Here is a 22720-nt window from a genome sequence, read left to right on the forward strand (position 1 = left end):
GTGGTGCCGGGGAGAAGGAGAACCGCATGAGCACGATCGTCGTGGGCTACGTCGCGAGTCCCGAGGGTGAGGCCGCCTGGACCTGGGCCGTCGACCACGCCCGCAGCACGTCCGCCCGTCTCGTCGTCATCGCGTCCGACGCGCCGCACCCGGACGTCTCGCCCGAGACCGTCGTGGAGCAGCTCGAGTCGCGGCTCGGCGAGGCAGGCGTCGAGCACGAGGTGGTGCACTTCGTGGGCAGCGGTGGCGCCGCCGACGCCATCCTCGACCACGCCAACCGCCACGACGCGTCGCTCGTCGTCATCGGCCAGCGCCGCCGCTCGCCCGTGGGCAAGCTGGTGCTCGGCTCGACCTCGCAGCGCATCCTGCTCGAGGCCGACTGCCCGGTCGTCGCCGTCAAGGCCCCGCGCTGACCTCGTCGCCGGTCCCGGCACGTACCTCTCGGACGTCGACTGCTCAGCTGCCGCCAGCCTCGCTGGTCGTGTCGCCCCACACCGCCTTCGCGCCCGAGTCGCCCACGCGGTAGACCTGCACGGCCGCCGCGACGGAGGCGATCAGGACGAGGACGGCCACGCCCCGCGCCGCCGCGGACACGACGCCCCGACGGTGCAGGACGAGCATCGCCACGAGCACCACCAGCAGGGCGATCTCGAACCAGATGAGCTGGTCGCCGAGCTCCGCGTGCCGGCCCGGGTCGCCGACCCTCTTCTCGAGCGCCTCGCCGCTCGAGGTCGCGACCGGGGTGAGCGCGGTCGCCACGACGAGCAGACCGGCCACGAGCCAGCCGTAGGTCTGGCGCCAGGCCGGGCGCAGCGCGACGACGATCGCACCGACCACCGACAGGGGCAGCAGCACGACGACCGCGTGCACGACGAGCGGGTGCAGCGGGAGGCCGTTGAACGTGTCCAGCATGGTGTTCTCCTTCGTGGGACGTCCCCGTGCGGCGAGCGCCGACGTGCGGTGGAGGGGGTCAGGGTGCGCCGAGGACGAGCCGGACCAGGGACCACGGACCGTCGCGGTCGAGCTCGAGGCGACCGCCGCTCGCCTCCGCGCACGACCGCGCGATGTCGAGGCCGAGACCGCTGGAGCCCCGGTCGCTCGTCCCGCGCCGCAAGGCCGACGGCGGCACGCCCGGCCCTTGGTCACGGACCTCGACGACGGTGTCGGTGCCGACGGACGACACGGTCACGGCCACCGGCACTCCCTCGGCCGTGTGCGCGACGGCGTTCTCGAGCAGCGCGTCCAGCGCGGCGGCGAGGTCCGCGTCGGCCAGGCGCACCTCCCACCCCGCGGCGCCGTCCGGCAGCTCGAGCACGGCGTCTCGCCGCTGGTCCTCCAGCAGCGGAGCCCAGTACGCGAACCGGTCCTGCACCACGGCGACCGCGTCTCTCCGGGGCACCGCCCCCTCGCGTTGTGGTCGGCGAGCAGCCTGGATCACCGCCGTCAGGGTCCGCTCGAGGTGGTCGAGGTGGTCCTCGAGCTCACGCTTCTGCGGCGACTCCGGCAGGGCCTCGACGTCGAGCCGCACCGCGGTGACCGGGGTGCGCAGCCGGTGCGACAGGTCGGCGACGGTCTCGCGCTCGGCCACGAGCAGCTCGTCGATGCGCCCGGCCAGGCGGTTCAGCGCCGCCGACACGCTGCGCACCTCGCGCGGACCGTCCTGCGGCGCCCGGGCGTCGAGGTCGCCGTCGGCGAGTCGTTCGGCCGTCGCGGCCGCTGCCGTCAGGTGACCCGCGAGACGACGCCCCACCACCACGGCGAGCCCCGCCACCGCCGCGAGCGTGACCAGCCCGGCCAGGCCGAGCACGCCCACCTGCTCGAGCGTCTCCCTCCCCACCACGCTGCTCGGCACGAACGAGCACACCGCGACGTCGCGGCCCCGCTGCTCGGCGACCACGCGCACGAGCCGGCCGCCGTCGACCGACGCCACCTCGGCCCCGTACACGCGCCCGACCCGGGCGTCCGGCGGGCCGTAGGAGTCGCCGTCGGGGGACCGTGCGTCGTCGTCGCGTCGCCCTGGGGGTGTGCCGGCGTCGGCGAGGGGACCGAAACGGGCGTCCGAGTCGACGCTGCAGTCGGGTCGGGTCGACCCCACGGGCGCGCCGTCGCCGACGTCGACGGTCACCCGACCACCGTCGCGGGCGTCGATGCGCTCGACGACCGCGACGAGGTCGTCGCGGTCGCCCCGCCCCGTGCTCAGCAGGTCGGCCACGCCCTGCGCGACGGAGGCCGCCCACTGCTCCTCGTCCTGCTGCACGTTGCGCTGCACGGTCAGCGTCACCGGCACGGCGAGGAGCAGCAGCATCGCCGCGGCCGACCCGACGCCCAGCGCGAGGATGCGGGCGCGCAGGCTCACGCGGCGCCGCCGGTCGCGGGGTCGGGGGCGACGAGCTTGACGCCCACCCCTCGCACGCTGTGCAGGTACCGCGGGTCGGCAGCGCTCTCGCCGAGCTTGCGACGCAGCCACGACAGGTGCACGTCGACCGTGCGGTCGGCGCCGCCCCACGGCATCTGCCAGACGTCGGCCAGCAGCTCACGCTTGCTCACGACCTCGCCGGCGCGGGTGGCGAGGGCGAGCAGCAGGTCGAACTCCTTGCGGTTCAGCGCGACGGCGCGGCCGTCGAGGGCGACCTCTCGTGAGACAGGGTCGACGACCAGTCCGCCCACCCTGACGGTGCGGTCGGCCGCACCGGCCGGCGCGGTGCGGCGCAGCACCGCTCGGACGCGCGCCATGGCCTGCGCGGCGGAGAACGGCTTGACGAGGTAGTCGTCGGCGCCGGCGTCGAGGAGCCGCACGATCTCCCGCTCGTCGTCACGGGCCGTGGCCACGACCACCGGCACGTCGCTGGAGGAGCGCACCAGGGCGAGCACGTCGGCGCCGTCGAGGTCCGGCAGCCCGAGGTCGAGCATGATCACGTCGGGCTGCTCGGCCCCGACGCTGCGGATGGCCTCGACGGCCGTCCCGACGGCGGTGACGACGGCACCGTGGTCGGTCAGCCCGCGGGTGAGGGTCGTGCGGATGGCGAGGTCGTCCTCGACCACCAGGATCCGGACCATGGGGTCACCGTAGTGCTCGGTGACGCCGACCGGGGCCGACTCGCGCACGCTCACGACCGGCCCGACCGGTCCAATGCGGGCAGGACCCGCAGGGCGAGCGCGGGGCACGCCTGCGCCAGCTGGCGGGCCTGCCGCTCGGTGAGGTCGTCGCCGACGACGGGGAAGCCCCACTCGTCGAGGGTCACCTGCTCGGGCAGGAGCGCGGCGCACAGTCCGTGGCCGTCGCAGCGGGTCCAGTCGACCAGGACGCGTGGGCTCATCGCTCGGCACCCGTCGGGAGCACGCCGAGCGTCGGACGTCCGCACCCGCGACCCGTCGCGTGGACGGCGACGTCGTCGGCGAACGCGGTCAGCGCGCTGGCCAGGAAGCCGACGGCGCCGTCGGGGTGGGCGCACGCTCCGCGACCGCGCACCAGGCCGAGCCGTCGGGACAGGCGCGAGAGGTCGACGGGCGCGTTCGCCGCCAGCCCCTCGACGTCGGAGGCGAGGGAGTCGAGCCCGAACACGCAGGGTCCGCACTGCCCGGCCGACTCCCCGGCGAGCCAGCGCGCCACCCGCGCGACCTCCCCCACGGGGCAGGTGGCGCCGGGCAGCACGGCGACGACGCCCGCACCCCACGTCGCACCTCGCGCGCGGAGGGCGGCGCGGTCCACGAGCAGGTCGCCGGCCTTGGTCCAGCGGCCGTGGTACCCACCGAGGAGGACGGTCCGGTCCGCTCCGCCGACGAGGTCGGCGACCCGTCGGCGGTGCGGCACCTCGACCACGCCCGGGTGCGGCACGTCGCCCAGCAGCGTCGCGAGCGTGCTCCCCGGCTCGTCGAGGGTGCCGACGCTCGCGAACCCGGCCGGTCCGCGACGGCCCAGCAGCCCCAGCTGCGCGAAGGTCTCGACGTTCGACAGGAACGTCGGGTGCCCGTCGACCCCGTGGACGGTCGGCAGCGTGCGTCGACCACCCGGGACCGGCGCCGACCCCGAGAGCCGGTTGACGAGCGACCGCGCCTCGCCGCCGACGAACGTCCCTGCTGCGTCGACGACCCGCACGTGGTGCGCGTCGGTGCGCTCCACGAGCGCGGCACGCAGGGCCGCAGCAGCCTGCGGGTCGTGGACGGCGACCACGGCGTGCGTCGTGCGCAGGGCTTCCGCCACGACGACGACGCCGTCGAGCACGAGGTGCGGGACGCGGCGCATGAGCACCCGGTCCTTCCAGCTCGCCGGCTCGCCCTCGCTGCCGTTCACCACCACCCGCACGTCGGACCCGGGCGCGACTCCGGCCAGCTTGGTCGCGACCGGGAAGGCTGCACCGCCACGGCCCAGCAGCCGCACCGACGCCACGTCGGCGGCGAGCGTGCGCGCTGCATCCGCCCGGAGCGCGCCATGCAGGAGCTCGTGCTCGACGAGGGGCACGTGGCCGGTGTCGCGCGCGCCGGAGAGCAGGGCGTCCGCTCCCCAGGTGAGGACGGCCGGGGGACCGCTGGGACAGGTCAGGACGGTCATCGGGATCCTCCTCGGACGAGCACACGGTGGGGTGGGACGGAGTCGGTGAGGACGGTCGTCCGACGGGGACGGGCGAGGATGCGCAGCGCCGCGACTCCGGCCACCGCCAGCGCGCAGCCGACGTAGACGACCGTCGCCCAGGCACGACCGGTGTCGGTGCCGGCGAGGACGCCGTGCCCCATGCTCAGCAGCCAGCCGACGTAGGCGGAGCCGTGCACGGTGCGCCAGACGAGGGGCGAGACCCGCGAGCCGGCGAGCCGTCCGCGCGACAGTCCGCTCAGCGCGGCGGCCACGAAGGCCCACACCGCGAGGGCGCCGAGCCCGACCGCGAGCGGCGCGAACCCCGAGGTGAAGGGCACGACCACGGAGGTGAGCGGCACGTCGACGTGGGTGTCGAGCACGAGCAGCCCGACGTGCAGGACCAGCGCCGCCAGCGCCGTGAGCGCGACCGAGCGGTGCGCGAGCTGGCGGACGGCGCGCTGCTCGTGGGCGCCGCTGCCGCGACCCGTCGACGACGCGAGCGCACCGAGGCAGACGGACGCCGTGAACCCGAGGAGGGCCACCATGCCGAGAGCACGAGCCAGGAACCAGAGGGTCATGCCGCCACCTCCGTCTCGGGCGGCCAGCCGCCGACGTGCTCGACGGCACCGGCGACGGTGACCACGCGTGCGGCCACGTCGTCACGCTGCAGCCAGGGCAGGGCCTCCGGGCCGCGGACCACCGCGGCCGTGCTGAGCGTGTTCGCCAGCACCGCGCTCGGAGCCCACACGGCGACCGTGCGCCAGGAGCTGTCGGCGGGTCGGCCCGTACGGGGGTCCAGCAGGTGGTGGGCCGGGACGCCGTCCGTGGTGGTCCAGCGACGCTCCCGGGTCGACGACGTCGCGAGCCCGCCGCGGGTCACGGCGACCCGGGTCCCCGCCCCGCCGCGTCGTTCGGCGACGTCGACCTGCCAGGGTCGGGACGGTCGGCCCGCGAGCGCGAGGTCGCCGCCGATCTCGACGAGGACGGCGTGGCCGTCGAGCGCGTGCACCCGGCGCGCCGCCTCGTCGGCCGTCCACGCCTTCGCCACGGCACCGAGGTCGAGCCCGACGCCCGCCGGGACCCCCACCAGCCGCAGCTCGGGGTCGACGCGGACGCTGCGCCAGTCACGTCGGAGCGGCCAGCTCGGTCGGTGGAGCGCCTCCAGCTGGCCGAGGCCGGTCCGCGTCCCGGCCGCGCGACCTCGGGGCGCGGCCCGCACCACGTCGAGGTCGGCGTCGTAGCCGAGTGCTGCCAGGTCGGCGCCGAGCGTCGGGTCCACGGCACCGTCGGTCGCGCGCGCGGCCTGCAGGGCCACCTGGACCAGCTCGACGGTCAGCGCCGACGCCGGCACCAGACGGCCGCCGTGCCGAGCGACCCGCACCAGCTCGGCATCGTCGCGGAACCGGCTCACGGCGGCGTCGACGTCGGCCATCAGGTCGCGGACGACGCGCTCGGCACGGTCGGGCGAGCCGGCCTCCACGGTCACGGACACGGTGCACGACCAGGCGTCCCACCGACGCACGGCGCTCATGACGCGTTGCTCGACGCGTCGCCCTGGCCGCTGGAGCTGCCCTGCTGCAGGCCGCTCCCGCCCTGGTCCGAGCTGCTCCCCTGGTCCGAGGTGCTGCCCTGGCTCGAGTCCTGGGGCGACGTGCTCCCCGACGTGCCCGACGTCGTGCTCTGCTCGACGCTCGCGGCGGTCGAGCTGGTCTGGGCGACGACGGCCGCGAAGCCGCCGGTCGCCACCACACCCAGCACGCCGGCGCCGACCGCCATGCGGCGGGCCCTGGTCCTCACGTCGGTCCTCATGCCGTCCTCCTCGTCGGTGCCGCTCCTGCGGCGGCACCCCGAGCATCGGACGGGACGGGTCAGCCCCAACCCAACCGGACCTCAAATCCACGTCAAGAACGGCGGGCGGTCGCTCGTGGCACGATCGTCGGGTGAGCCTCGACGACCTGCCCACGGCGATCGTGCAGACCGACCCGGACGTGGTGGCCGGGTTCGCGCACGACGAGGCGCGACTGGTGCAGCGCTCGACGCCCGCAGCGGTGCTGTCGCCACGCGACACCGACGAGGTCGCCGCCTGCCTGCGGGCCGCGCGGGCGGCCGGGCTCACGGTCGTCACCCGCGGCGCCGGCACGGGGCTGGCCGGCGGCGCGAACGCTCCGGCGGGCTCCGTCGTGCTGAGCACCCGACGGCTCGACCGCATCGTCGCGATCGACGTCGAGGAACGGGTCGCCGTCGTGCAGCCCGGCGTGCTGACCGGCGACCTGCGCGCGGCGGTCGAGGAGGTCGGGCTGTTCTACCCGCCCGACCCCGGCAGCGTCGCCATCTCGACCATCGGCGGCAACGTCGCGACCGACGCCGGCGGCATGTGCTGCGTGAAGTACGGGGTGACGGGCGACTACGTGCTGGGTCTCGAGGTCGTCCTGGCCGACGGTCGGGTCCTGCGGACCGGACGCCGCACGGTCAAGGGCGTGGCCGGCTACGACCTGACCCACCTGCTCGTGGGCTCCGAGGGGACGCTCGGGGTGATCACCGAGGTCACGCTGCGGCTGCGGCCGGCTCCCCCGGCACCCGCCACCGTCGTCGCGACGTTCGCCTCGCTGCCCGACGCGGGTCGGGCGGTGGAACGGATGAGCGCGGACGCGCTCGACGTGTCGCTGCTCGAGCTGCTCGATGCCACCACGCTCCGGGCGATCGACGCGCACACCGGCATGGGGCTCGACGCCGCCGCGATGCTGCTGGTCCAGTCCGACCAGCCCGACCCCACGGCGACGCTCGCAGCCGTGCAGCGGGCGTGCGAGGGAGCGGGAGCGGTCGACGTCGCGGTCACGACCGACGTCGAGGAGGGACGGCAGCTGCTCGAGGCCCGACGTCAGGCGCTGCCCGCCCTGGAGCGGCTCGGCGACTGGCTGCTCGACGACGTGTGCGTCCCGCGGCGCGCGATCGTGGCGCTCGTGCAGGGCGTCGAGCAGGTGGCCCGCGCCGAGGGGCTGACGATCGGGGTGTTCGGCCACGCCGGCGACGGCAACATGCACCCGACGGTGATCTTCGACCAGCAGGACCCGGAGTCCGAGGCGGCCGCCCGGCGCGCGTTCGACGCGATCACGGCGCTCGCCCTCGACCTCGGCGGCACGGTGACGGGCGAGCACGGCGTCGGCCGGCTCAAGGCCGGCTGGCTGGCGCGCGAGCTCGACCCCGTCGCCCTCGACGTCCACCGCGCCGTCAAGGCCGCTCTCGACCCGGAGGGTCGGCTCAACCCCGGGAGCGTCCTCGGTGCGAGGCGCTGAGGACACCTGGACGTCTCTGTGGAGGAACGGGCGGGTCGCCCACCGGCCGAGCCGGTGTCGCGCAGACGGGACAGCCCACGAGCGGATCGCCGATCGCTGGCGACCAAAGAGTATAGTCCAGGAGACTATCACTCATGATAGTCTCCTCGGTGAATCACTTCCCGACCAGAGGCGCGGCACATGTTCGTGGGACGAGAGCAGCAACTGCGGGAGCTCACCGACCGCCTCACGTCGGTGCGCGAGTCGACGGACGCGAAGCCCGGCAAGGCCGTCCTCATCCGAGGACGGCGTCGCGTGGGCAAGTCCCGTCTCGTCGAGGAGTTCGTCGAGCGATCCGGGGTGCCCTACCTCTTCTACGCTGCTTCGCGACGCCCCCTGCACGAGGAGCTCCAGCTCTTCGTCGACGAGGTCGCCCGCTCCAACCTCCCCGGCGCGGACACCTTCCGCGACCTCACCGTGACAAGCTGGGACGCAGCGCTTCGACTGCTCGCCAGCGCGACGTCTGACACCGGCAGCATCGTCGTCCTCGACGAGCTCCCCTACGTCATCGCTCAGGACCCTGCGTTCGAAGGCACGCTCCAGACCGTCTTCGACAGGATCCTGTCCAGGCACCGACTGCTCCTCATCGGCATCGGTTCCGACCTGGCCATGATGGAGGCGCTCAGCAGCTACGACCGGCCCTTCCACCAACGTGCCGACGAGATGGTCGTGCCTGCGCTCTCGCCGGCCGAGGTCGCCCGCATGCTCCAGCTCGAGCCCGCCGACGCGTTCGACGCGCACCTCGTCACCGGTGGGCTTCCACTGATCTGCGCCGAGTGGAAGCCCGGCCAGTCCTTGACCGACTACCTGAGAAGCGCGTTCGCCAACCCCACCTCCGCCCTCCTGGTCTCCGCCGAACGCGCCCTCGCGGCCGAGTTCCCCTCCGAGGCCCAGGCACGAACCGTCCTCGGGGCCATCGGCAGCGGCGAGCGTACGTTCACCTCCATCGGGCGAGCGAGCGGCGTCACCGCCGCCAGCCTGAGCCGGGCACTTTCGCTCCTGACGGACAAGCGCATCGTGCATCGGGCCACGCCCCTGTCGACGAAGGCCTCGCAGGAAGCGCGCTACTGGGTCGCCGACCCCTACCTGAGGTTCTGGTTGGAGTTCGTCGGGCCGTACATCCACGAGGTCGAGCGCGGACGTGGCGACCGCACCCTGGAGCGGGTCCAGAGGTCCTGGACGACGTGGCGCGGTCGCGCCATCGAGCCGATCGTCCGTGAAGCGATCGATCGGCTCGGCCTCCCGCTCGGACCCGACGGGTCCGCCGGGGTCGTGGGCGGCTACTGGACCCGCAAGAACGATCCCGAGATCGACATCGTCGTCGCGGACCGGGCACCCACGGCGAAGGCCCTCTTCGCGGTGGGGTCCATCAAGTGGCTCGAGAACGCACCCTTCAGCCGCCGGGACTACGACCGCCTCGTCGAGCATCGACGCCAGCTCCCGGGGGCGACTGACGAGACCCCGTTGCTCGCCGTCTCGCGGGTACCGACGCAGATCGACGACGTCACCGTCCTCGGCCCCGCCGAGCTCATCGCCGCGTGGCCGTCCGGCGATCCAGGCGTCTGACCGGACGCGCTCGACCAGCGCGTCCCCGGCCCGGCCGCCGTCAGGTCGCGAGACCAGGCAGGGCCCGCTCGAGGATCGCGCCGGCGTCGACGTCGGCGTCGAGCGTGCCGAACGCCAGCCCGCCGCGCCCGTCGAGCCGGCTCGAGCAGAACGCGTCGGCCACGGCGGGCGAGGAGTGCCGCACCAGCAGCGACGCCTGCAGCGTCAGGGCCATCTGCTCGACGAGTCGGCGCGCCCGGAACTCGATGCTGCCGAGGTCGCGCGCGGCGGCTGCGAGGTCGGCGCCCAGCCTGTCGGCCGCGGCGTCGAGGCGGGCGTCGCCACCGCGGGCGAGACCGATCTCGTGCAGCAGGGCGTCGGCCACGGCCGGCTCGCGACCGAGGGCCCGCAGGACGTCGAGCGCGTTGACGTTGCCCGAGCCCTCCCAGATCGAGTTGAGCGGAGCCTCGCGGTAGAGCCGCGGCATGCCGGACTCCTCGACGTACCCGTTGCCGCCCAGGCACTCCATGGCCTCCGCCGTGAAGGCGGGGCCCCGCTTGGTGATCCAGTACTTCCCGACCGCCGTGCCGATGCGCCGGAACGCCTGCTCGTGCTCGTCGCCGCGCAGCGCGCGGTCGGCGGCACCCGAGAGCCGCAGGGTGAACGCCGTCGCGGCCTCCGACTCGAGCGCGAGGTCGGCAAGCACGTTGCGCATGAGCGGCTGGTCGACCAGCCGGCGGCCGAACGCCGCGCGGTGCTGCACGTGGTGGCCGGCCTCGACGAGCGCCTTGCGCATGAGGGTCGCGCTGCCCGTCGCGCAGTCCAGCCGGGTGCAGCTGACCATGTCGATGATGGTGCGCACGCCGCGGCCCTCCTCCCCCACGAGCCAGGCGACGGCGCCGTCGAGCTCGGGCTCGGACGAGGCGTTGGAGCGGTTGCCGAGCTTGTCCTTCAACCGCACGACGTGGAAGCGGTTGCGCGACCCGTCGGGCAGGATCCGCGGGACGAGGAAGCACGACAGGCCGCCCGGCGACTGCGCAAGCACGAGGAACACGTCGCACATGGGCGCCGACGTGAACCACTTGGCACCGTGCAGCGTGAAGACGCCGGGCTCCTCGGTCGGCTGCGCGACGGTGGTGTTGGTGCGCACGTCGGAGCCGCCCTGGCGCTCCGTCATGCCCATGCCCGCGAGCAGTCCCTGCTTCTGGGCGGGCACGCGCAGACCGGGCTCGTACACGCGCGACGTCAGGAGCGGCTCGTACACCTCGGCCAGCGCCGGGGCGTGCCGCAGCGCGGGCACGACGGCGTAGGTCATCGTGACCGGGCACCCGTGGCCGGCCTCGGTGTGCCCCCACACGAGGCTGCCCGCCGTGCGGGCGACGTGGGCGCCCGCACGCTCGTCGGCCCAGGCAGCGCCGCCGAGGCCCTCGGAGATCGCGGTGTCCATGAGCTGGTGCCAGGCGGGATGGAACTCGACCTCGTCGACGCGGTTGCCGTAGCGGTCGACGACGCGCAGCTCCGGCTCGAAGCGGTTGGCGTCCTCCGCCCAGCGCTGCGCCTCGGGGCTGCCCGCCAGGCGGCCGAGTCGGCGTACGTCGTCCTCGGCCCAGCCGGCGCCCTCCCGGCGCAGCGCCTCGACGAGCGCGATGTCGGCCGACGCGTCGTAGGGCGCGAGCGGCGGCGCCTGGTTGGCGTCGGGGCCGGTGACCGTGCCGGGGCGGACGTCGCTGACGGTGCGGGGCGGGGTGAGGGTCATGGTCCAAGCATTGCATCATCGTGACAGTTGTCAAGGATGTGCAAGGCCGATCTGCAAGGATGGAGACTGTGCACATGGACGTCCGCCCCCTCAGCGCCCGGTCGATCGTGCTGAGCCTCATGCTCGCGGTGCATCCGCCGGAGATGACGCCGGCGCAGCTCGTGGCCTCCGGCGAGGTCTTCGACGTCCCCGAGTCGACGCTCCGCGCCGCCCTGACCCGCCTGGTCGCGGCGGGCGACCTCGAGCGCTCGGGCGGCACCTACCGCATCGGCGCCCGGCTGCAGGAACGGCAACGTCGGCAGGACGCCGCCCTGGACCCGCCGTACCGGCCGTGGGACGGCACGTGGGAGACCGCGGTCGTGGTCGCCGGCGGCCGGTCGGCGCCGGACCGCGCCGCGCTGCGCCAGGAGATGGAGCGGCTGCGGCTCGCCGAGCTGCGCGAGGGCGTCTGGACCCGGCCAGCGAACCTCGACCGTCCGCTCCCCGCCTGGCCCGACGACCTCGTCGTGGTGGCGAGCTCGCGTCCGATGGACGAGCGCGGGCTCACCGCGCGCCTGTGGGACCTGCCCGGCTGGACGGACACCGGCGATCGACTGCTCGCGGCCCTCGACGAGCCACGACCGCCTGCGGAGCGTCTGGCCGTGGCCGCTGCGCTCGTCCGCCACCTGCGGACCGACCCGGCCCTGCCGCCCGCGCTGCGACCGTCGGGCTGGAACGCGCCGCGTCTGGTCGAGGCCTACGCCGCCTACCAGGCCGAGCTGGCGGCGTCCCTCGGTCGCCCGAGCCACACCACCTGACCGGTCGCGGCGGGGGCGGGGTGCCGGACCTCACGCCCGCTCGGGTCGCGCGTCCGGCGGAGCGTGCCGACGATGAGGTGACCGCGTCCCGACGTCAGGAGCCCCCGTGCCGCTCGTCCACCTGCATCTCGTCGAAGGTCGACGCACGCCCGAGGAGGTCCGCCGGCTGGCCGACGTCGTCCAGCAGACCCTGCTCGACGTGTTCGCCGCTCCCGAGCGCGACCGCTACCAGCTCATCTCCGAGCACAAGCCGGGCTTCATGATCGCCGAGGACACCGGGCTCGGCATCGAGCGCACGGACGACCTCGTGATCCTGCAGATCACCCAGCAGGGCCGCGACCTCGACCAGAAGCGCGCGCTCTACGCGACCCTCGCCGAGCGGCTCGAGGCCGAGTGCGGCCTCGCCCCGTCCGACCTGATCGTGTCGCTGACGGAGAACACCAAGGAGGACTGGTCGTTCGGGAACGGCGTCGCCCAGTTCGTCGAGGGGCAGCTGTAGGCCGGAGTCGGCGCGGGTCCGTCCGCGTCGGGTCCGGCACTGCCATGCTGGCCGCGCACCCGACACGAAGGACGGCACCATGGGGATCTTCTCGAGGCGCACCGCGGACCGGCCCGAGCCGATGGACGAGGCGCTGACGTTCCTCACCGTCTCCGACGCCGACCGCGTCCGCGCGCTCCTGCACCACGCCTTCGGTGAGCACGGGCTCGAGGTGACCACGCACGCCGATCACGCGGTCGACGCCGAGGGCCGTCAGTTCGGGTTCTGGAACGTGGCAGCCACGTGCGCCGACGTCGACCGCCGTGACTGGCCGGCCGCGGTGCAGGACCACGTGCGGCGCATCCTCGAGAGCTTCGACGAAGAGGACCCCTTCGAGGGCGCGGACCCCGACGACCAGCGGCGACGCACTTACGCGCGACTCCTGCCGGCCGACGCCCTCCCCGACCTCGACGCCTTCCCGCACCGCGAGCTCGCCCCCGGCATCATCGAGGTCCTCGCGCTCGACCTGCCGACGACCTTGTCGATCTACAACCACGAGAACGCACGGACCGCCGGCGGATGGGAGCTGTTGCACCAGGCGGGTCTCGAGAACCTCCGGGCCCTCCCGACGGAGCAGGTGGAGCTGGTCGACGCGCACGACGGCGGCGCCTTCCACGTGCTGCTCGGCGACTCGGTCCACACCGCGAGCCGCGCGCTGCTGCTCCCCGAGCTGCCCGCCGGGGTCGACGACGCCGCGCCGACCGACCTCGGCTGGCTGATGAGCGTCCCGCACCGTCACCAGCTCTGCTGGCACGTGGTGCGCGACGCGACGGTGGTCTCGGTGGTGAACAGCATGGCGCGCTTCACCGCGCTCGGGTACTCCGACGGCGTCGGCCAGGTCAGCCCCCACCTGTACTGGTGGAACGGGTCGGCCTACGTGCAGCTCACCCGCTTCGACGACGAGGGAACGATGTCCATCCACGTCGACAGCGACTTCGCCGACGTCCTGCAGCGTGCGATGGGCGACTGACAGGCCAGGGAGCCACCGGCCGCCGTCGCACGACAGGTCGAGGCGGCGGACCCTCTCGTCGCTGCCGATGCAGACGCGGCAGACGTCGCAGGCCGAGCGGCGAGCGACAGCGCGGCGTCGTCAGTCCGTGGCCGCCTCGCGTCGCCGCGCCGCCCGACTGCCGGGCGTCGGGAACCACCGCCAGACCACGAGGGACTGGCCGAGCGTCCACACCTGGCTGGCGACCCAGTAGACGAGCAAGCCGACGGGCACGAACGTCCCGGTGAGCAGGAGCCCTCCGGCCGAGAGCGTCGGCATCATGCGGGTGGCCTGCTGCATCGCCTCGGGCATCCCCTCGGTCGGGGTGTTCGGCATGACGAACAGGTGCTGGGTCGCGAAGGAGACCAGCGCGGCCACGGCTGCGAGCGTGAGGACGACGGCCAGGTGGAGCCCTCCGTGGCCGAGCATGCCGCTGTCCGCCAGACCGGTGCCGAACAGCTGGGCGCGGTCGAAGAGCGCCACCTGCTCGGCGTCCATCGACCCGACCGGCGAGCCGGCCGCGACGTCGGAGAGCAGGTGGTAGAGCGCGATCCACAGCGGCACCTGCAGCAGCACGGGCAGGCACCCGAGCCGCGAGACGCCGTGCTCGGCCGACACGGCGCGACGCTCCTCCATCATGGCGCGCACGCTCTCGGTGTCGGTGCGGCCCTTGTACCGCTGGGCGATCTCCTGCAGCTGTGGTCGGGCGAGCGCGGACCGGCGCGCGTTGCGGACCTGGTGGATCGTGATCGACAGCAGCAGGGAGCGCACCACCACGACGATCGCGGCGATGCTCAGGCACCAGCCGACGGCACCACCGGGGTCGGCCCCGAGGTGCGTGAGGAGGGCGTGGGTGTGGGACAGCAGGGCGGACAGGACGTGCTTCAACGGGTCGAGCATGGGAGTCTCCTGGTCTGAGGATCGGATCGGGCACGTCGCCCGAAGGCGACCTCAGACCAGACCGGGAGCGCGCGGACGCACGGGCTGCCGCACGGGGTCCGCGATGCGCGAGGAGAGCACGGGCACCAGCCGCACGGCCTCGCCTGGCCGCGCTCCGACCCCCGTGACACGGTGCTCGACCACGACGCGCGAGCCCACCGCCACCACCAGCGCCGCGGCGATGAGGACCGCGACGCCCGCCGCTGCAGTGGACTCCGACGGCGCCGCGAGGCACAGGACGAACGCGAGCAGCCCGGTCGCCCGGCTCAGCATCGCGGTCTCGAACACCTCGCCAGCATAGGCCGGTGGGGCGAAGGAGGGCGAGGACGTCGGTGGCGACGTGGCCTCGCCCTCCCGTGACCAGGGCGTCGCCCGTGGACGGAGAAGGGCCCCCGGCGCAGAACGCTGGGGGCCCTTCTCACCGGCGGTGGCGGTGGGATTTGAACCCACGGTGGGTTTGACCCCACACATCATTTCGAGTGATGCACCTTCGGCCGCTCGGACACGCCACCGCGGGGTACCTTACCGGACCCCTGCGCGTCACCCGGCGGTGGGTTTGACGAGGGGGAGCGACCCCGTGCAGGAGGAGGATGAGCGTCGTGGACCTCGACGACCTCGCCGCGCGGGCGGCAGCGCTGGCTGAGGCCGACCCGGCCCGTCGCGTGCTGGTCGGCCTCGTCGGCGCACCCGGGAGCGGGAAGTCGACGCTGGCCCGACGGCTCGCGAACCGGCTGTCGGCGCGCGGCGTCCCGTCCGTGCGGGTGCCGATGGACGGGTTCCACCTCGCCGACGTCGCCCTGCTCGAGCGCGGACTCCTCGCTCGCAAGGGTGCCGTCGAGACCTTCGACGCGCACGGCTACCTCGCGCTCCTGCGACGCCTGCGCGCGGAGACCGACCACGACGTGCTGGCGCCGGGCTTCGAGCGCGACCTCGAGCAGCCCCTGGCGGCGTCGATCACGATCGCGCCGGAGCACCGCGTGGTCGTGACCGAGGGCAACTACCTCCTCGACGCCGACGAGCCGTGGCCCGACGTCCGGCGCGAGCTCGACGCCGTCTGGTTCGTCGACCTCGACGACGGACGGCGCCGGTCGCGCCTCGTCATGCGGCACGTCAAGCACGGGAAGTCGCGCGAGGACGCGCAGGCGTGGGTCGACGACGTGGACGAGCCGAACGCCCGGCGCGTGCTCGCCCGGCGCGACCAGGCCGACCTCGTCGTCCCCTCCCCCTGACCCCCAGCGCGAACCAGGCGTTTGGTGAACCTTGCGACGCTTTCCCGCCGCGAGACCGTCACCGACTCCACAGAACGCGGGCTCAGGCGTACGGGTGGGTGGGGTCAGGGCAGGGCGGAGGCGACTCGGGTGACGATCTCGCGCAGCACGTCGGGCGGGGTGGCGTAGGTCAGGCGAGCGCGGCCGTCGCCGACGCGCGACGTGCCGCCGAACGTCGGGCCGGGGGCGAGGGCGACCCGACCCTGCTCCAGCAGGCGCGCGGCCGGGTCGTCGCCGACGTCGTACGCGCGCAGGTCGAGCCACGCCGTGTAGGTGCCGGGCCCGGCGAGCAGCCGCGCCGAGGGCAGGTGCTCGTCCACGAGTGCCTCGAGCAGCTCGCGGTTCGCGCGCAGGTCGGCGCGCAGCGCGTCGAGCCAGTCGCGACCCTCGCGCAGCGCGGTCACGTGCGCCAGGGTGCCGAGGTGGCTGGGGCCGTGGCTGACGATCTCGAGCACCGCGGCCCGCTCGTCGGCGGTGGCGGCACCGCCCACGACCACGGCAGCCTTCAGGCCCGCCAGGTTGAACGCCTTCGACGCCGACAGCACGGCGTAGGCGTCGTCGGTCCCCTCGACCGACAGGTACGGCACGAACGCGTCGGTCTCGCCCGACACCGGCGCGAGCGGGGCGTGGATCTCGTCGACCACGACCCGCACGCCGTGCTCGGCGGCCAGCCGGGCGACGGTCGACAGCTCCTCGCGGGTGTGCACGACCGCGGTGGGGTTGTGCGGGCTGCACAGCAGGTAGGCGGCGCCCGGGTGGCGGGCAAAAGCAGTGGCCAGGCCGTCGAGGTCGAGCCGTCCGTCGGCACCGAGCGGCACCTCCACCCTCGAGCGCCCGACGTGCGCGACCGCGTCGTAGAACGGCGGGTACACGGGCGGGTTGAGGATCACCGGGGCCTCCGGGGCCGCGTGCAGCCGCAGCACCTCCTCGATGCCGACCATCACGTCGGCGACGTCGAGCGTGCTGGCCGGATCGACGGTCCAGCCCCAGCGGTCGGCCGCGAACGACGCCAGCGCCTGCCCGTACGTCCCGGCCTTCGGGTAGCCGGTGTCGCCGAGCGCGACAGCCTCGGACAGCGCCCGGGCGACGGGCTCCGCGAGCGGCACGTCCATCTCGGCGACGAACGCGGGCAGCACGTCGGGCTCGTGGAGCGTCCACTTGACGCTCGTGCGGCGGCGCAGGTCGGCCAGGGTCAGCTCGTGCAACGGGTGCATACGACCCACCCTGCCACCGGCGTCGAGCCTTGACACCGCAGCCGACGCCACGGGACAGTCACGTCGACCCCGAGCCCGGAGGTGGCCCATGACGGAGCACCGGACGACGGCAGACCCTTCGACGTCCCGGGGGATCGCGCTCGCCTGGGTGTCGTGGGTCGCCGGCCTCCTCGCCTACCTCTGGACCGCCGCTACAGGCTTCAGCCTCGACGGGCTCACGCCGTCCGAGGAGACGAAGGTGCTCGTCGGCGTCACCGTCGCCATGGCGCTCACCACGGTGCTGCCGTTCATGGGACTGTGCCTCGCGCTCGTGCAAGGTCGCGCTCTCGCCGCCGTCGGGCTCGGCCTCGCGCTGGCGCTGGCGCTGGTGCCCGTCGCGGCCGTGGGCCCCGATGCCGCGCGCGACTGGCGCGACCGCACCGCGCCCGAGCCGACACCTGCGCGGCCGAACGGCGGGTGCGCCGTGCACAGCGGCGGCACCAACACCTGTCCCGGCGGCTGACGCCCGGCGTCCTACCGTGGAGGCATGGACGCGACCCTCGGCTCCCTGCTCACCGAACCCGCCGCCCAGGAGGCCGTGCGCGTCGCACCCCTCGTCGACGGCCACGACGACCTCGCGTGGGAGGCGCGGGAGGCCGCCGGGTACTCCGTCGAGGGGCTCGACGCCGACCGCGCGGCCGACGGCGTCGAGCCGACGTTCCACACCGACCTCGTCCGGCTGCGCGCCGCGGGCGTCGGCGGGCAGTTCTGGTCGGTCTACGCGCCCTGCGAGCGGCGTGGGGCCGACGCCGTCACCTACACGCTGGAGCAGGTCGACTGGGTGCACCGCCTGGTCGCCCGGTACCCGGAGCGCACGGCGCTGTGCTGGACGGGCGACGACGTCCGCGCCGCCTGGGCCTCGGGGCGGCTCGCATCGCTGCTCGGTGCCGAGGGCGGGCACAGCATCGACGGGTCTCTCGCGGTCCTGCGCCAGCTCGCGCGCCTCGGCGTGCGCTACATGACGCTCACCCACAACGAGAACACGCCGTGGGCCGACTCCGCCACCGACGTGCCGCAGCACGGCGGCCTCACCGCCTTCGGCCGCGACGTCGTGCGCGAGATGAACGCCGTCGGCATGCTCGTCGACCTCTCGCACGTGGCCGCGACGACCATGCACGACGCGCTCGACGTCAGCAGCGCGCCGGTGATCTTCAGCCACTCCTCGTGCCGCGCCGTCACCGACCACCCGCGCAACGTCCCCGACGACGTGCTGGAGCGGCTCCCCGGCAACGGCGGGGTCGTCATGGTCACCTACGTGCCGTCCTTCGTCAGCGCCGAGTTCGCGGCCTGGTTCGAGCGGCACGAGACCGACCCCGCCACGGCCGGCGAGAAGCCCGTCGTCACCGTCGAGCACGTCGCCGACCACGTCGACCACGCCCGCGAGGTGGCCGGCGTCGAGCACGTCGGGCTCGGGGGCGACTACGACGGCTTCGACCACTTCCCGGTCGGCATGGGCGACGTCACCGGCCACGCCGCGCTGCTCGACGAGCTGGCCAGGCGAGGCTGGTCCGCCGACGACCTGTCCCGTCTCACGGGGCGCAACATCCTGAGGGTGCTCGACGCCACCTCCTGAGGTCGGGCCGGAGGCCGGTCGTCGGCGCGTGGCAGACTCGACGTGACCCAGCACACACTGCTCTCGGGGGGACCGATGACAGCCCGACCCAGCCACACGACCGGCAGCACCGACGTCCCGCTGCTCGAGACCACGATCGGTGCCGACCTCGCCGCCACCGTCGCGCGCGTGCCCGACGGCGAGGCGCTCGTGGAGTGCGCCACCGGACGGCGCTGGACCTACCGAGAGCTGTGGGACGACGTCACCGCGGTGGCGCGCGGGCTCGCGTCGCTGGGGCTGCAGAAGGGCGACCGGGTCGGCATCTGGGCGCCGAACTGCGCCGAGTGGACGCTCGTCCAGTACGCGACGGCGCGCCTCGGCGTCGTGCTGGTCAACGTCAACCCCGCGTACCGCGCCCACGAGCTCGGCTACGTCGTCGGCCAGTCGGGCATGCGCGCGATCGTCGCCGTGCCCGAGCTCAAGGGCGCCTCGTTCGCCGACATGATCGAGCAGGTCCGCCCCGACCACCCGCACCTCACGGACGTGCTGTTGATCGGAACCCCCTCCTGGGAGGCCATGACCGACGCCGGCCGCGCGAGCGACCTCGACGTCGACGCCGTGGAGGCCACCCTCGACCCCGGCGACCCGATCAACATCCAGTACACGTCGGGCACCACCGGCTTCCCCAAGGGCGCCACCCTCTCGCACCGCAACATCCTCAACAACGGCTTCGCGGTCGGCGAGCTGCTGCACTACACGGCCGACGACCGGATCGCGATCCCCGTGCCCTTCTACCACTGCTTCGGCATGGTCATGGGCAACCTCGCAGCCACGTCGCACGGCGCGACGATGGTCGTCCCCGCGCCCATGTTCGACCCCGCCGCCACTCTGCGCGCTGCGGCGCAGGAGCGTTGCACGTCGCTGTACGGCGTGCCCACCATGTTCATCGCGATGCTGTCCGACCCGTCGTTCGACGAGCACGACCTGTCCGCGCTGCGCACCGGGATCATGGCCGGCTCCCCGTGCCCGGTCGAGGTGATGAAGCAGGTCATCGAGCGGATGGGCGCCGAGGAGGTGTCGATCTGCTACGGCATGACCGAGACGTCGCCCGTCTCGACCCAGACCCGCACCGACGACTCGGTCGAGCGTCGCGTCAGCACCGTCGGACGTGTGCACCCCAACCTCGAGGTCAAGGTCGTCGACCCGCTCACCGGCGACGTCGTCCCCCGCGGCACGGCCGGCGAGCTGTGCACCCGCGGGTACTCGGTGATGCTCGGCTACTGGGAGGAGCCGGCCAAGACCGCCGAGGCGATCGACGCCGACGCGTGGATGCACACCGGCGACCTCGCCGTCATGGACGACGACGGGTACGTCGGCGTCACGGGTCGCATCAAGGACGTCGTCATCCGCGGCGGCGAGAACATCTACCCGCGCGAGGTCGAGGAGTTCCTGCTCACCCATCCCGACGTGCTCGACGTGCAGGTCGTCGGCGTGCCCGACGCGCGCTACGGCGAGGAGCTCATGGCGTGGGTCCGGCTGCGCGACGGCATCGGCACGCTGACGGTCGAGGCGGTGCGGGAGTTCTGCGACGGACGGCTCGCCCACTACAAGGTGCCGCGGTACGTGCACGTGGTCGAGGAGTTCCCGATGACGGTCACCGGCAAGGTCCGCAAGGTCGAGATGCGCGAGGAGTCCCGGACCCTGCTCGGCCTCTGACCTCCGTCGGCGTGGGGCCGGTCGCGCGTCGTGGGTCAGGCGGGCGGCGCCGGACGCACCCACCGGTCGACGTCGATGCCGTACACCCAGCGACGCCCGGGCCACTCGGTGAGCGTCCACAGCTGACCGCGCTGGGGCCACCACGTGATGTCCTCCGGACCGGTCGGCAGCACGCCGCGGTGCCGGTGGAGCGCACCAGGACGTCCGACCCACAGGTCCCCCGCGACGTCCTCCCCGGCGCTCGCGGTGATCACCCACGTGCCGTCGACGAGCACGGCTCCCTGCATCCGCGGGGCGACACCGTCGTGGGCCTCCACCGGCTCCGCCGGGCCCGCCTCGACGCCACGCAGCAGCTGCGTCGCCCGGTCCAGCTCGTAGCGCAGCAGACGGTGGGTGGCGCCCTTGCGGCCGTACTCACCGGCCACCAGGTGGTCGACGTCGCCCGCGCGGTCGAGCGAGAGGAAGGAGTAGGTCATCGGTCGCGCGTCGCCCGTGGTCGACGCGTCGTAGGTCGTCAGCTGCGGCAGGACGTAGCGGTAGCCGCGCGTGCGCCAGCGGTTGCGCACCCGCACGACGTCGTCGACGCGGAACACGCGGATGCCGCGTGAGCTGCCGGCGACGAACAGGTGGTCGCCGTACCAGACGATCCCGCCCGCATGCACCCGCACGGGCCGCAGCCGGTGCAGCCCGAACCGGCGCCGCGGCTCCACGAGCAGCACGTGCCGGTAGCGAGGGTCCGCGGGGTCGGTGAGGTCGACGACGGACACCCGCGACCCGAGGAGCAGCCAGCCGAGCGCCCCGTGGGCGTACCAGCTCGCGAGCAGCACCAGACGGCCCGCGTAGGTGCCCGACTGCGGGTCAGGTCCGTACGCGTCGGCCGACGTCGTCACGCCCTGCGGCCACCACCGGTCGGTGCTCGCGTCGCGCTCCTCCCACGTGAAGCCCTCCGCCACGGCCTCGCCCGGCACCTGCGTCGGCGTCGCCCGCCGGTCGAGGTCGGCGAGCACGCCGCGCAGCCCGACCCGGCGGAACCGGCCGAAGAACCGTTCGCTCAGCCGACGGTCCGAGCGGGCGGGGACGAGCCGGTACGGGGAGGCGACCATCCCTCCACGGTAGGGCCCGAGGCCCCGCTCGCGACCTGGGCCGACCGCGGGTACGGTCTCCGCCGGGGGACGGACGACGAGAGGGACGACGTGGCAGCGGATCGGGCGGGAGGCGGAGCCCTGCGAGGGCTCGGTCGCACCCTGCTGGTGGTGCTGGTGCTCATCACCGTGCTCGGCCAGGTGGTCGCCTGGACCCGTCCCTCCTGGTGGGAGCCCGTGCTCCAGCACCACGCCGCGCAGTACGTGGTCGTCGCCGTCGGCGTGTGGCGCGACGCGCTCGGCGTGTGGAACGTCGTCCTCGCGGCGGCGCTGCTCGTCATCGCCCTGGTCGGTGCCCGCCGTCGCGGCCTCGACCCGTGGCGACCGCTGCCCGTCGTCACGGCGCTCGCCCTCGTCTCGTCGCTCGGCCTGTGGACCTACCAGGTGGTCGACGCGCAGCGGGTCGGCGCCGACGTCGGCGTCTTCGCACCCACCCTGCCGTTCCAGAGGGGCGTGGTGCAGCCCGACCGGACGGTGACCGTCGGGCAGGTCGACGGAGTCGCGCTGTCGGCCGACCTCTACCTGCCGCAGGGCGCCTCGGCCGACCGTCGCGCGCCCGTCGTCGTGAACGTGCACGGCGGCGGCTTCACGAGCGGCAGCCCCCGTCCCACCGCCTACTTCCCGCCGCTGCTCGACCGCGGCTACGCCGTCCTCGACGTGAGCTACCGGCTCGCGACGCGCGACCGCCAGACGTGGGACCTCGCCGTGGCCGACGTCGGCTGCGCGCTGACCTGGGTCACCCGTCGGGGCCCGCGGGTCGGGCTCGACCCCGACCGCGTGGGGACGATGGGCGACTCCGCCGGAGGTCAGCTCGCGATCAACGCGGCGAACCTGGGCCGCAGCCTCGACCCGTCGTGCGGGTCGCGCGACGACCTGCCGCGCGTGTCCGCAGTGGTGGGGCTGTACCCCGCGGTCGACGGGTCGGCCGCCTACGAGGAGTCGGCGCTGGGACGCGGCTACGGCGACCTGTACGTCGGCGGCTCGCCACGTGAGTTTCCCGAGCGGTACGCGTTCACCGACTCCGCCGAGCACGTCGAGGAGCCCCTGCGGCAGTGCCGGTCCGTGGTCGGCGCGTGCGACGGTGCGCCCGTCCTCGTCGTCCAGGGCGGGGCCGACCACCTGATCCTTCCCGACCCGGTGCGTCGGTTCGCCGACGCGTCGCGCCGGGCCGGCATCACGACGCGCTACGTCGAGCTGCCCGGCCAGGAGCACACGCTCGGTCGAGGCCTGGGGACGGTGTCGTTCGGCACGCTCGTGGCGCGCGACCTCGTGCTGCAGTGGTTCGAGGAGCACCTGCCCGCGTCGACGCCCGACTAGCGGGCTC

The 22720-nt window shown here is 74.1% G+C and carries 24 protein-coding genes and 1 tRNA gene; 11 read left to right on the plus strand and 14 right to left on the minus strand.

Annotated elements, in window-relative coordinates; all coding sequences use genetic code 11:
* Positions 1 to 26: 26 nt before the first annotated feature.
* Positions 27 to 413 carry a universal stress protein gene (locus Aeryth_RS15110; RefSeq protein WP_067860401.1) on the plus strand — a complete coding sequence of 129 codons (387 nt, stop codon included), beginning with the start codon at positions 27 to 29 and terminating at the stop codon, positions 411 to 413.
* Positions 414 to 456: 43 nt separating this feature from the next.
* Here Aeryth_RS15110 and Aeryth_RS15115 read toward each other — a convergent pair whose 3' ends face one another.
* Genes Aeryth_RS15115 through Aeryth_RS18375 form a run of 8 tightly spaced genes read right to left on the minus strand, consistent with a single transcriptional unit; the run spans position 457 to position 6379 of the window.
* On the minus strand, positions 457 to 912 hold the full coding sequence (locus Aeryth_RS15115; RefSeq protein ID WP_236749757.1) for a DUF2231 domain-containing protein: 456 nt from the start codon (positions 910 to 912) through the stop codon (positions 457 to 459).
* A 58-nt stretch (positions 913 to 970) separates the two neighbouring features.
* On the minus strand, positions 971 to 2356 hold the full coding sequence (locus Aeryth_RS15120) for a sensor histidine kinase (protein WP_067860403.1): 1386 nt from the start codon (positions 2354 to 2356) through the stop codon (positions 971 to 973).
* Positions 2353 to 3057 (minus strand): response regulator transcription factor, encoded by a 705-nt coding sequence (locus Aeryth_RS15125; RefSeq protein ID WP_067861888.1) that lies wholly within the window; start codon positions 3055 to 3057, stop codon positions 2353 to 2355. Before Aeryth_RS15125 ends, Aeryth_RS15120 begins: the two co-directional genes overlap by 4 nt.
* Positions 3058 to 3107: 50 nt before the next feature.
* The gene (locus tag Aeryth_RS15130; protein WP_067860404.1) at positions 3108 to 3317 is read right to left on the minus strand and encodes a ferredoxin; all 210 of its coding nucleotides are present in this window, start codon (positions 3315 to 3317) and stop codon (positions 3108 to 3110) included.
* Positions 3314 to 4549, minus strand: a complete 1236-nt coding sequence (locus Aeryth_RS15135; protein ID WP_067860406.1) for an NADH-ubiquinone oxidoreductase-F iron-sulfur binding region domain-containing protein — start codon at positions 4547 to 4549, stop codon at positions 3314 to 3316. Before Aeryth_RS15135 ends, Aeryth_RS15130 begins: the two co-directional genes overlap by 4 nt.
* A complete protein-coding gene (locus Aeryth_RS15140; protein ID WP_067860408.1) occupies positions 4546 to 5148 on the minus strand; it encodes a hypothetical protein in 603 nt (200 codons plus the stop codon). Before Aeryth_RS15140 ends, Aeryth_RS15135 begins: the two co-directional genes overlap by 4 nt.
* Positions 5145 to 6101 carry an FAD:protein FMN transferase gene (locus Aeryth_RS15145; RefSeq protein WP_067860410.1) on the minus strand — a complete coding sequence of 319 codons (957 nt, stop codon included), beginning with the start codon at positions 6099 to 6101 and terminating at the stop codon, positions 5145 to 5147. The genes Aeryth_RS15140 and Aeryth_RS15145 overlap by 4 nt, the downstream gene beginning before the upstream one ends.
* Complete coding sequence (locus Aeryth_RS18375; RefSeq protein WP_169795974.1) at positions 6098 to 6379, minus strand: hypothetical protein; 282 nt, start codon at positions 6377 to 6379, stop codon at positions 6098 to 6100. Before Aeryth_RS18375 ends, Aeryth_RS15145 begins: the two co-directional genes overlap by 4 nt.
* A 131-nt stretch (positions 6380 to 6510) precedes the next feature.
* Here Aeryth_RS18375 and Aeryth_RS15155 point away from each other — a divergent pair, with 131 nt between their 5' ends.
* Complete coding sequence (locus Aeryth_RS15155) at positions 6511 to 7863, plus strand: FAD-binding oxidoreductase (protein ID WP_067860414.1); 1353 nt, start codon at positions 6511 to 6513, stop codon at positions 7861 to 7863.
* A gap of 180 nt (positions 7864 to 8043) precedes the next feature.
* A complete protein-coding gene (locus tag Aeryth_RS15160) occupies positions 8044 to 9468 on the plus strand; it encodes an ATP-binding protein (RefSeq protein WP_193786272.1) in 1425 nt (474 codons plus the stop codon).
* A gap of 40 nt (positions 9469 to 9508) precedes the next feature.
* On the opposite strand, the gene Aeryth_RS15165 is transcribed toward Aeryth_RS15160, so the two are convergent.
* Complete coding sequence (locus Aeryth_RS15165) at positions 9509 to 11203, minus strand: acyl-CoA dehydrogenase family protein (protein WP_083516484.1); 1695 nt, start codon at positions 11201 to 11203, stop codon at positions 9509 to 9511.
* Positions 11204 to 11277: 74 nt separating this feature from the next.
* Between Aeryth_RS15165 and Aeryth_RS15170 the strand changes: the two genes are divergently transcribed.
* The 3 genes from Aeryth_RS15170 to Aeryth_RS15180 all read left to right on the plus strand — a co-directional run bounded on the left by Aeryth_RS15170 (position 11278) and on the right by Aeryth_RS15180 (position 13508).
* Positions 11278 to 12000, plus strand: a complete 723-nt coding sequence (locus tag Aeryth_RS15170; RefSeq protein WP_083516485.1) for a hypothetical protein — start codon at positions 11278 to 11280, stop codon at positions 11998 to 12000.
* A gap of 106 nt (positions 12001 to 12106) precedes the next feature.
* Positions 12107 to 12499, plus strand: a complete 393-nt coding sequence (locus Aeryth_RS15175; protein WP_067860418.1) for a tautomerase family protein — start codon at positions 12107 to 12109, stop codon at positions 12497 to 12499.
* Between the two features lie 79 nt (positions 12500 to 12578).
* The gene (locus tag Aeryth_RS15180; RefSeq protein WP_067860420.1) at positions 12579 to 13508 is read left to right on the plus strand and encodes a hypothetical protein; all 930 of its coding nucleotides are present in this window, start codon (positions 12579 to 12581) and stop codon (positions 13506 to 13508) included.
* A gap of 120 nt (positions 13509 to 13628) precedes the next feature.
* Here Aeryth_RS15180 and yidC read toward each other — a convergent pair whose 3' ends face one another.
* From yidC to Aeryth_RS15195, 3 genes are all read right to left on the minus strand, one after another.
* Positions 13629 to 14426, minus strand: coding sequence for a membrane protein insertase YidC (gene yidC / locus Aeryth_RS15185; protein WP_067860422.1), 798 nt, complete (start codon positions 14424 to 14426; stop codon positions 13629 to 13631).
* A 51-nt stretch (positions 14427 to 14477) separates the two neighbouring features.
* Complete coding sequence (locus tag Aeryth_RS15190) at positions 14478 to 14753, minus strand: hypothetical protein (RefSeq protein ID WP_067860425.1); 276 nt, start codon at positions 14751 to 14753, stop codon at positions 14478 to 14480.
* 137 nt (positions 14754 to 14890) lie between these two features.
* Positions 14891 to 14977, minus strand: a tRNA-Ser gene (locus Aeryth_RS15195).
* A gap of 78 nt (positions 14978 to 15055) precedes the next feature.
* Here Aeryth_RS15195 and Aeryth_RS15200 point away from each other — a divergent pair.
* Positions 15056 to 15694, plus strand: a complete 639-nt coding sequence (locus tag Aeryth_RS15200) for a nucleoside/nucleotide kinase family protein (RefSeq protein WP_067860426.1) — start codon at positions 15056 to 15058, stop codon at positions 15692 to 15694.
* Between the two features lie 104 nt (positions 15695 to 15798).
* Here the strand turns inward: Aeryth_RS15200 and Aeryth_RS15205 are convergent, their stop codons facing one another.
* On the minus strand, positions 15799 to 16947 hold the full coding sequence (locus Aeryth_RS15205; RefSeq protein WP_067860428.1) for a MalY/PatB family protein: 1149 nt from the start codon (positions 16945 to 16947) through the stop codon (positions 15799 to 15801).
* 88 nt (positions 16948 to 17035) lie between these two features.
* Here Aeryth_RS15205 and Aeryth_RS15210 point away from each other — a divergent pair, with 88 nt between their 5' ends.
* The 3 genes from Aeryth_RS15210 (at position 17036) to Aeryth_RS15220 (ending at position 20254) form a co-directional block, all read left to right on the plus strand.
* Positions 17036 to 17449 carry a hypothetical protein gene (locus tag Aeryth_RS15210; RefSeq protein ID WP_067860430.1) on the plus strand — a complete coding sequence of 138 codons (414 nt, stop codon included), beginning with the start codon at positions 17036 to 17038 and terminating at the stop codon, positions 17447 to 17449.
* A gap of 24 nt (positions 17450 to 17473) precedes the next feature.
* Positions 17474 to 18559 carry a dipeptidase gene (locus Aeryth_RS15215; protein WP_067860432.1) on the plus strand — a complete coding sequence of 362 codons (1086 nt, stop codon included), beginning with the start codon at positions 17474 to 17476 and terminating at the stop codon, positions 18557 to 18559.
* 75 nt (positions 18560 to 18634) lie between these two features.
* Positions 18635 to 20254, plus strand: a complete 1620-nt coding sequence (locus Aeryth_RS15220) for an AMP-binding protein (protein ID WP_067860434.1) — start codon at positions 18635 to 18637, stop codon at positions 20252 to 20254.
* A gap of 35 nt (positions 20255 to 20289) precedes the next feature.
* On the opposite strand, the gene Aeryth_RS15225 is transcribed toward Aeryth_RS15220, so the two are convergent.
* Positions 20290 to 21357: a hypothetical protein gene (locus tag Aeryth_RS15225; RefSeq protein WP_067860436.1), complete on the minus strand. Its 1068-nt coding sequence runs from the start codon at positions 21355 to 21357 to the stop codon at positions 20290 to 20292.
* Positions 21358 to 21447: 90 nt separating this feature from the next.
* Here Aeryth_RS15225 and Aeryth_RS15230 point away from each other — a divergent pair, with 90 nt between their 5' ends.
* Positions 21448 to 22713 (plus strand): alpha/beta hydrolase, encoded by a 1266-nt coding sequence (locus Aeryth_RS15230; protein WP_067860438.1) that lies wholly within the window; start codon positions 21448 to 21450, stop codon positions 22711 to 22713.
* Positions 22714 to 22720 lie beyond the last annotated feature (7 nt).

This window comes from Aeromicrobium erythreum (assembly GCF_001509405.1).
Taxonomy (GTDB): domain Bacteria; phylum Actinomycetota; class Actinomycetes; order Propionibacteriales; family Nocardioidaceae; genus Aeromicrobium; species Aeromicrobium erythreum.

Coding starts and splice junctions, on each gene's coding strand:
- Aeryth_RS15110 (WP_067860401.1), top strand. CDS start 27: ATGAGCACGATCGTCGTGGGCTACGTCGCGAGTCCCGAGGGTGAGGCC.
- Aeryth_RS15115 (WP_236749757.1), bottom strand. CDS start 912: ATGCTGGACACGTTCAACGGCCTCCCGCTGCACCCGCTCGTCGTGCAC.
- Aeryth_RS15125 (WP_067861888.1), bottom strand. CDS start 3,057: ATGGTCCGGATCCTGGTGGTCGAGGACGACCTCGCCATCCGCACGACC.
- Aeryth_RS15130 (WP_067860404.1), bottom strand. CDS start 3,317: ATGAGCCCACGCGTCCTGGTCGACTGGACCCGCTGCGACGGCCACGGA.
- Aeryth_RS15135 (WP_067860406.1), bottom strand. CDS start 4,549: ATGACCGTCCTGACCTGTCCCAGCGGTCCCCCGGCCGTCCTCACCTGG.
- Aeryth_RS15140 (WP_067860408.1), bottom strand. CDS start 5,148: ATGACCCTCTGGTTCCTGGCTCGTGCTCTCGGCATGGTGGCCCTCCTC.
- Aeryth_RS15145 (WP_067860410.1), bottom strand. CDS start 6,101: ATGAGCGCCGTGCGTCGGTGGGACGCCTGGTCGTGCACCGTGTCCGTG.
- Aeryth_RS18375 (WP_169795974.1), bottom strand. CDS start 6,379: ATGAGGACCGACGTGAGGACCAGGGCCCGCCGCATGGCGGTCGGCGCC.
- Aeryth_RS15160 (WP_193786272.1), top strand. CDS start 8,044: ATGTTCGTGGGACGAGAGCAGCAACTGCGGGAGCTCACCGACCGCCTC.
- Aeryth_RS15165 (WP_083516484.1), bottom strand. CDS start 11,203: ATGACCCTCACCCCGCCCCGCACCGTCAGCGACGTCCGCCCCGGCACG.
- Aeryth_RS15170 (WP_083516485.1), top strand. CDS start 11,278: ATGGACGTCCGCCCCCTCAGCGCCCGGTCGATCGTGCTGAGCCTCATG.
- Aeryth_RS15180 (WP_067860420.1), top strand. CDS start 12,579: ATGGGGATCTTCTCGAGGCGCACCGCGGACCGGCCCGAGCCGATGGAC.
- yidC (WP_067860422.1), bottom strand. CDS start 14,426: ATGCTCGACCCGTTGAAGCACGTCCTGTCCGCCCTGCTGTCCCACACC.
- Aeryth_RS15200 (WP_067860426.1), top strand. CDS start 15,056: ATGAGCGTCGTGGACCTCGACGACCTCGCCGCGCGGGCGGCAGCGCTG.
- Aeryth_RS15205 (WP_067860428.1), bottom strand. CDS start 16,947: ATGCACCCGTTGCACGAGCTGACCCTGGCCGACCTGCGCCGCCGCACG.
- Aeryth_RS15210 (WP_067860430.1), top strand. CDS start 17,036: ATGACGGAGCACCGGACGACGGCAGACCCTTCGACGTCCCGGGGGATC.
- Aeryth_RS15215 (WP_067860432.1), top strand. CDS start 17,474: ATGGACGCGACCCTCGGCTCCCTGCTCACCGAACCCGCCGCCCAGGAG.
- Aeryth_RS15220 (WP_067860434.1), top strand. CDS start 18,635: ATGACAGCCCGACCCAGCCACACGACCGGCAGCACCGACGTCCCGCTG.
- Aeryth_RS15225 (WP_067860436.1), bottom strand. CDS start 21,357: ATGGTCGCCTCCCCGTACCGGCTCGTCCCCGCCCGCTCGGACCGTCGG.